Here is a 7526-nt window from a genome sequence, read left to right on the forward strand (position 1 = left end):
CCGAACCCGTCTGCTGCCGGGGAATATTGGAACGTGTGCGAACCTGTCCGGTGCTCGGATCGAGGCCACGGGTCATCGGCGTGTCGGAGGATTAAGGGGATCCTCCGGACACCCGACCTGTGTGCGTCGAGCCTGCCTTGTCTCCTGCCGCCACTCAGGCGTGCGGGTCACGGCAGCTCTGTCCCGACGGCTGTGGTGGTAGGCGTGTGGGGTGCACGCCGTTGCACAGAGCAGAACGTGGGACGGAACGGGGAACATGACGCAGGAACAGTGGGGCGTATTGCAGGACCGGTTGTGCAAGACGATCGGCGAGAACAATTACCGGACGTGGATCAAGCCTCTGCGGTTCGAGGGCACCGAGAACGGTGTCGCGATCGTGGCCGCGCCCACGACCTTCATGGGCAACTACGTGTCCCAGACCTTCGGCGACGTCATGCTGTCGCAGATGAACGCCGTCGGAAGCGACGTGCGCCGAATCCATTTCCGTGTCATGCCGAGTGCCAATTCGCCGACGCGGCCCAGCCTGCCGACGGAGAGTGAAAAGCCAGCCGGGCAGGACGCGATGACACAGCCGAACACGTCCGACCTCCTGCCCGGAGCGCCGCTGGACCGCCGCTTCACCTTCGAGACGTTCGTGGTCGGCAAGCCCAACGAGCTCGCCCACGCGGCCGCCCGTCGGGTCGCCGAGGGCGGGCCCGTCACGTTCAACCCCCTGTTCCTCTACGGCGGTGTCGGGCTCGGCAAGACGCACCTGATGCACGCGATCGCCTGGGAGCTGCGCGCCCGCAATCCCGAGCTCAACGTCCTCTACCTGTCGGCCGAACAGTTCATGTACCGCTTCGTGCAGGCCCTGCGCGACCGCCGCATGATGGACTTCAAATCGATCTTCCGCTCCGTCGACGTGCTGATGGTGGACGACGTCCAGTTCATCGCCGGCAAGGATTCGACGCAGGAGGAATTCTTCCACACGTTCAACGCGCTCGTGGACCAGAACAAGCAGATCATCATCTCGGCCGACCGTGCCCCGGACGAGATCAAGGACCTCGAGAACCGCATCCGCTCGCGCCTGCAATCGGGCCTCGTCGTCGACCTGCATCCGACCGACTACGAGCTGCGGCTTGGCATCCTGCAGAACAAGGTGGACGCGCAGCGCGTGCACTATCCCGACGTCACGCTCGAGAACGGCGTCCTCGAATTCCTCGCGCACCGCATCTCGACCAATGTGCGGGTGCTCGAGGGCGCGCTGACGCGGCTCTTCGCCTTCGCCTCGCTCGTCGGCCGCAAGGTCGGCCTCGACCTGACCCAGGAATGCCTGGCCGACGTGCTGCGTGCCTCCGAGCGCAAGGTCTCGATCGACGAGATCCAGCGTAAGGTGGCCGAACATTACAACATCCGGCTCGCCGACATGATCGGGCCCAAGCGCACGCGCGCCTTCGCCCGCCCGCGGCAGGTGGCGATGTATCTCTGCAAGCAGCTGACCTCGCGCTCGCTGCCGGAGATCGGCAAGCGCTTCGGCGGCAGGGACCATACCACCGTCATGCACGGGGTCCGGCGCATCGAGGAATTGTCCCGGCAGGATGGCCAGATGGCTGAGGATCTCGAGCTTCTGCGCCGTGCGCTCGAGGCGTGACCGCGGATCCTTGAGTCTCGTCGACCACAATTGCGGAACGGGCCGCCCGCGCGCGGTCCGTCGGCCTTGACGCCCCGCACAAACAATCGGACAAAACGTGGAAACAGGCGGCGCGCCCGACAATCTGGCCGGGAACGCGCCTAAGCCGCTCGGAGGGATTCTGGCGATGAAATTCAGCATGGAACGCGCGACCCTGCTCAAGGCCGTGAGCCAGGCGCAGTCCGTCGTCGAGCGCCGCAACACCATCCCGATCCTCGCCAACGTCCTGATCGAGGCCGAGGGCAGCACGGTACAGTTCCGCGCCACCGACCTCGACATCGAGGTGGTGGACAAGGCGCCCGCGCAGGTCGAGCGTGCCGGTGCCGGGACCGTGTCCGCGGTCCTGCTGCACGAGATCATCCGCAAGCTGCCGGACGGATCGCTCGTCACCCTGACCGAGGACGGGACGGCCGGGCGCCTGACGGTCGAGGCTGGACGCTCCAACTTCTCGCTCGCCACGCTGCCGCGCGAGGATTTCCCGGTCATGGCGTCGTCGGAATACAGTGCCAACTTCACCGCCAAGGCGGCGGTGCTGCGCCGGCTCTTCGACAAGTCGAAGTTCGCGATCTCGACCGAAGAGACGCGGTACTACCTCAACGGCGTCTACATGCACATCGCCGAGGCCGAGGATGGCCGCGTGCTGCGCTGCGTGGCAACCGACGGGCACCGCCTCGCCCGGATCGACGCCGAGGTGCCCCAGGGCGCCGAGGACATGCCGGGCGTGATCGTGCCGCGCAAGACCGTGAACGAGTTGCGCAAGCTGCTCGAGGACGACGACATGGACATCGCCGTGTCGGTGTCCGAAACCAAGGTGCGCTTTGCCACGCCCGAGATCACGCTGACCTCAAAGGTCATCGACGGAACCTTCCCGGACTATTCGCGGGTGATCCCGCAGAACAACGCCCGCCGGCTCGAGGTCGACGCGGCCGAGTTCGCGCGGGCCGTCGACCGGGTCGCGACCGTCAGCTCCGAACGGTCGCGCGCGGTCAAGCTGCAGCTCGACGAGGATCGGCTGGTGCTGTCGGTCAACGCGCCCGACAGCGGCGCCGCCGAGGAGGAGCTGGCCGTCGCCTACGGTGACGAGCGGCTCGAGATCGGCTTCAACGCCAAGTACCTGCTCGAGATCGCGAACCAGGTCGACCGCGAGAACGCGGTGTTCCTGTTCAATTCGTCGGGCGATCCGACGCTGATGCGCGAGGGTACGGACACCTCCGCCGTCTACGTCGTGATGCCGATGCGTGTGTGACGGCGCACCGCGCCGAAAGCCCGGGGACGGAGGAGGGCGCGGCGGCGCGCCTTTCGCTTGCAATGGTTCCGGACCGGCGCGTTAAGTCGCGCACGATGCCCCTTTCCCTGACCCGCCTCACGCTGTCGCATTTCCGCTCGCATCGCCGCGCCGAGCTCGATCTCGACGGCCGGTCCGTCGCGCTCTACGGGCCGAACGGCGCGGGCAAGACAAACCTGATCGAGGCGGTGTCGCTGTTCTCTCCCGGTCGCGGGCTGCGCCGCGCGTCGGCGCAGGACATGGCGCGCCGTCCCGAGGCGCTGGGCTGGAAGATCACGGGCGACCTCGCGACGCCCGAGGGCGCGCACGAGGTCGAGATCCTGTCCGAAGGCGGCGCCGCGCGCCAGGTCAGGGTCGACGGCAAGCCCGCGGCGCAGTCCGCGCTCGGGCGCATCGCCCGCGTGCTCTGGCTGGTGCCCGCCATGGACCGGCTGTGGATCGAGGGTGCGGACGGGCGGCGGCGCTTTCTCGACCGCATGACGCTGTCCTTCTTTCCCGGCCACGGCGACGCGGCGCTCGACTACGAGAAGGCCATGCGCGACCGCAATCGGCTGCTGCGCGAGCAGGTGCGCGATCCCGCGTGGTACCGCGCGCTCGAGGCGCAGATGGCCCGTGCGGGCGTGGTGATCGACGCGAACCGCCGTGCCGCGCTCGACCGCATTGCCGCGGCGCAGGAAGGCGCCGAGACGGGCTTTCCGGCCGCCGCCCTCACCCTCTCGCCCGGCGAGGTCCCGCTGCCCGAGACGGAGCCGGCGCTGGCCGAGGCGCTCGCCGACAGCCGGTCCCGCGACCTCGCCGCGGGCCGCACGCTGGTCGGGCCGCACCGCGCGGACCTCGTCGGCGTCTTCGCGGCAAAGGGCGTGCCGGCCGCGGATTGCTCGACCGGCGAACAGAAGGCGCTCCTGATCTCGCTCATCCTCGCCAACGCGCGTGCGCTCGCGGACGATATCGGGGCGGCGCCGCTCCTCCTTCTCGACGAGGTCGCAGCGCATCTCGACGCCACGCGCCGGGCGCATCTCTACGACGAGATTGCCGCGCTTGGCGCGCAGGCCTGGATGACCGGGACGGGCCCCGAGCTCTTTGCCGATCTCGGGGCGCGGGCGCAGGCCTTCGAGGTGACCGAGGTCGCGGGCCTGTCAGAGGTGCGCGCGCGATGATGACCGTCTCCGTCATGGATCTCGCCCTCTATGCGGGGGCGCTCCTGATCCTCTTCCTCACGCCCGGCCCGGTCTGGGTGGCGATGATCGCGCGCACGCTGTCGGGGGGCATGGCCGCGGCCGTGCCGCTGGCGCTCGGCGTCACCGTGGGCGACGTGGTCTGGCCGTTCCTCGCCATCGTCGGCGTCAGCCTCGTGCTCGAGACGCATGCCCACCTGATGACGGTGCTGCGCTGGGTCGCGGTGCTGACGTTCGTGATCATGGGCCTCGCCATCCTGCGCAACGCCGGTGGCGGCATCGCCCGCGACAGCCGCCTGACGCGGCCCGGCCGCTGGGCCGGGTTCCTCGCCGGTCTTGCGGCGATCCTCGGCAACCCCAAGGCGATCCTGTTCTACATGGGCATCCTGCCGGGCTTCTTCGACCTGTCGCGGCTGACCGCTGCCGACATCGCGGCCATCGTCGCGCTCTCGGCCGCGATCCCGCTTCTCGGCAACCTCGCGCTGGCGCTCTTCATCGGCCGGGCGCGTCGGCTCCTGTCCTCGCCCGCGGCGGTCCGGCGCACCAACATCGCCGCAGGCGGGATGATGCTCCTCGTCGCCGTCGCCATCGCCCTCGGCTGACCGCCGGAGGCTGCGCAGCGCCGCGGCCGAGCCACAAAATCTTGTGGCCGTTGCGTGACATTACCCCCGCGGACCCGTATATTTACGGCAAGAATGAACAAAGGTTTGGCATGGCCGAAGAAGCGCGCAACACCGACGAATACGGCGCCGGTTCCATCAAGGTTCTCAAGGGCTTGGAGGCCGTCCGCAAGCGGCCCGGCATGTATATCGGCGACACCGATGACGGCTCGGGCCTGCACCACATGGTCTACGAGGTCGTGGACAACGGCATCGACGAGGCGCTCGCCGGTCACGCGACCCGCGTGACGGTCCGGATTCACGCGGATTCGAGCGTGTCTGTCACCGACAACGGCCGCGGCATCCCCGTCGACATCCACGAGGAAGAGGGCGTCTCTGCGGCCGAGGTCATCATGACCCAGCTGCACGCTGGCGGGAAGTTCGACCAGAATTCCTACAAGGTGTCGGGCGGCCTGCACGGCGTCGGCGTCTCGGTGGTGAACGCCCTCTCGGACTGGCTCGAGCTGCGCATCTGGCGCAACGGGCGCGAGCATTACGCCCGCTTCGAACGCGGCGACACGGTCGAGCACCTGCGCGACGTCGGCGACGCCAATGGCCAGCAGGGCACGCAGGTCCGGTTCCTCGCCTCGACCACCACGTTCTCGAACCTCGACTACGATTTCCACACGCTGGAAAAGCGCCTGCGCGAACTCGCCTTCCTGAATTCCGGCGTGCGCATCGTGCTCGAGGATGAACGCCCGGCCGAACCGCTCAAGATGGAGCTCTTCTACGAGGGCGGGGTGCGCGAATTCGTCAAGTATCTCGACCGGTCCAAGCACCCGATGATGCCGGAGCCGATCTACATGACCGGCGAGCGCGACGGCATCGGCGTCGAGATCGCCATGTGGTGGAACGACAGCTATCACGAGACGGTCCTGCCGTTCACCAACAACATCCCGCAGCGCGACGGCGGCACGCACATGGCGGGCTTCCGCGGCGCGCTGACCCGCACGCTGACCCGCTACGCGCAGGACAGCGGCATCGCCAAGCGCGAGAAGGTCAGCTTCACCGGCGACGACGCGCGCGAGGGGCTGACCTGCGTCCTGTCGGTGAAGGTGCCGGACCCCAAGTTCTCGTCCCAGACCAAGGACAAGCTCGTCTCCTCCGAGGTGCGCCCCGCCGTCGAGAGCATGATGAACGAGAAGCTCTCGGAATGGTTCGAGGAGAATCCGAGCGAGGCCAAGACCATCGTCGGCAAGATCGTCGAGGCGGCGCTGGCCCGCGAGGCCGCGCGCAAGGCGCGCGAGCTCACGCGCCGCAAGACCGCGATGGACGTGAACTACCTCGCCGGCAAGCTCAAGGACTGCTCCGAGAAGGACCCGTCCAAGACCGAGCTCTTCATCGTCGAGGGTGACAGCGCCGGCGGCTCGGCCCAGACCGGCCGCGACCGCGGCACGCAGGCGATCCTTCCGCTCAAGGGCAAGATCCTGAACGTCGAGCGCGCGCGCTTCGACCGGATGCTGTCGAGCCAGGAGATCGGCAACCTCGTGATGGCGCTCGGGACCGGCATCGGCCGCGACGAGTTCGACATCTCCAAGCTGCGCTACCACAAGATCGTGCTGATGACCGACGCCGACGTCGACGGCGCGCACATCCGGACGCTGCTCCTGACGTTCTTCTACCGCCAGATGCCGCAGCTCATCGAGGACGGCTACCTCTACATCGCGCAGCCGCCCCTCTATAAGGTCACCCGCGGCAAGTCCGAGGTCTACCTCAAGGACCAGGGCGCGCTCGAGGACTACCTGATCCAGCAGGGCACCGAGGGCGCGCTGCTGGTCCAGGGCAACGGCGAGGAGATCACCGGCCAGGACCTCGTGCGCGTGGTCGAGGAGGCGCGGTCGCTGAAACGCGTGCTCGACGCGTTCCCCACGCATTACCCGCGCCACATCCTCGAACAGGCCGCGATCGCCGGCGCCTTCGTGCCGGGGGCGGTCGATTCCGACCTGCAGGGCGTGGCCGACAAGGTCGCCGAGCGGCTCGACCTCATCGCGCTCGAATACGAGAAGGGCTGGCAGGGCCGCATCACCCAGGACCGCGGCATCCGCCTCGCCCGCATCCTGCGCGGGGTCGAGGAGGTGCGCACGCTCGACGGCACGATGCTGCGCTCGGGCGAGGCCCGCAAGACCGGCAGCTTCACCAAGGCGCTGCAGGCCGTCTACGAGGCGCCAGCCCACCTTGCCCGCAAGGACCGCCGGCAGGCGATCTACGGGCCGCTCGACCTGCTGAAGGCGATCCTCGAGGAAGGCGAGAAGGGCAACCAGCTCCAGCGCTACAAGGGTCTCGGCGAGATGAACCCCGGCCAGCTCTGGGAGACCACGCTCGATCCCGACGCCCGCACGCTCCTGCGCGTCGAGATCGACGACATGACCGAGGCCGACGACCTCTTCACCAAGCTCATGGGCGACGTCGTCGAGCCCCGCCGCGAATTCATCCAGCAGAACGCGCTGTCGGTCGAGAACCTGGACTTCTGAGGACTTGTAGGCGCGCGCGTGGTTTTTCGCGGCGCGCATAGTTTTTCGCTTAGCAGTGATGGGCTAAAAGCGAAATCTTTATCCTTATCAGTGGGTTGCGTGATACTTCAAAATCGGTAGCCCACTTCGTGAACTGATCAGGCGTAGAGCCTCTGCGGAGCGAAGTGGCCAGCAGCATCTTTCTACTCTGGTTCAGAATTGACCATTGCCCATGAAGGCTGCGCTGAGCCATTCGCCATAGAAGGTGACCTGCTCCCTTTGGAGTCC

At 67.7% G+C, this 7526-nt stretch carries 5 protein-coding genes; all 5 read left to right on the forward strand.

Annotation, left to right across the window (positions count from 1 at the left end):
• Nucleotides 1–256 precede the first annotated feature (256 nt).
• The 5 genes from dnaA (at nucleotide 257) to gyrB (ending at nucleotide 7259) form a co-directional block, all read left to right on the forward strand.
• Nucleotides 257–1630 carry a chromosomal replication initiator protein DnaA gene (dnaA, locus tag RISW2_RS07340; RefSeq protein WP_043768553.1) on the forward strand — a complete coding sequence of 458 codons (1374 nt, stop codon included), beginning with the start codon at nucleotides 257–259 and terminating at the stop codon, nucleotides 1628–1630.
• Between the two features lie 166 nt (nucleotides 1631–1796).
• On the forward strand, nucleotides 1797–2915 hold the full coding sequence (gene dnaN / locus RISW2_RS07345) for a DNA polymerase III subunit beta (protein WP_043768555.1): 1119 nt from the start codon (nucleotides 1797–1799) through the stop codon (nucleotides 2913–2915).
• Between the two features lie 95 nt (nucleotides 2916–3010).
• The gene (recF, locus tag RISW2_RS07350; RefSeq protein ID WP_043768623.1) at nucleotides 3011–4111 is read left to right on the forward strand and encodes a DNA replication/repair protein RecF; all 1101 of its coding nucleotides are present in this window, start codon (nucleotides 3011–3013) and stop codon (nucleotides 4109–4111) included.
• The gene (locus tag RISW2_RS07355) at nucleotides 4111–4731 is read left to right on the forward strand and encodes a LysE family translocator (protein ID WP_043768625.1); all 621 of its coding nucleotides are present in this window, start codon (nucleotides 4111–4113) and stop codon (nucleotides 4729–4731) included. Before recF ends, RISW2_RS07355 begins: the two co-directional genes overlap by 1 nt.
• A 110-nt stretch (nucleotides 4732–4841) precedes the next feature.
• Nucleotides 4842–7259, forward strand: coding sequence for a DNA topoisomerase (ATP-hydrolyzing) subunit B (gene gyrB / locus RISW2_RS07360; RefSeq protein ID WP_043768558.1), 2418 nt, complete (start codon nucleotides 4842–4844; stop codon nucleotides 7257–7259).
• The last annotated feature ends 267 nt before the right edge of the window (nucleotides 7260–7526 follow it).

This window comes from Roseivivax isoporae LMG 25204, from assembly GCF_000521865.1.
Lineage (GTDB): Bacteria > Pseudomonadota > Alphaproteobacteria > Rhodobacterales > Rhodobacteraceae > Roseivivax > Roseivivax isoporae.

What these genes read in the sequence shown, in the direction of transcription:
- dnaA (WP_043768553.1), top strand. Translation starts at nt 257, where the DNA reads ATGACGCAGGAACAGTGGGGCGTATTGCAGGACCGGTTGTGCAAGACG.
- dnaN (WP_043768555.1), top strand. Translation starts at nt 1,797, where the DNA reads ATGAAATTCAGCATGGAACGCGCGACCCTGCTCAAGGCCGTGAGCCAG.
- recF (WP_043768623.1), top strand. Translation starts at nt 3,011, where the DNA reads ATGCCCCTTTCCCTGACCCGCCTCACGCTGTCGCATTTCCGCTCGCAT.
- RISW2_RS07355 (WP_043768625.1), top strand. Translation starts at nt 4,111, where the DNA reads ATGACCGTCTCCGTCATGGATCTCGCCCTCTATGCGGGGGCGCTCCTG.
- gyrB (WP_043768558.1), top strand. Translation starts at nt 4,842, where the DNA reads ATGGCCGAAGAAGCGCGCAACACCGACGAATACGGCGCCGGTTCCATC.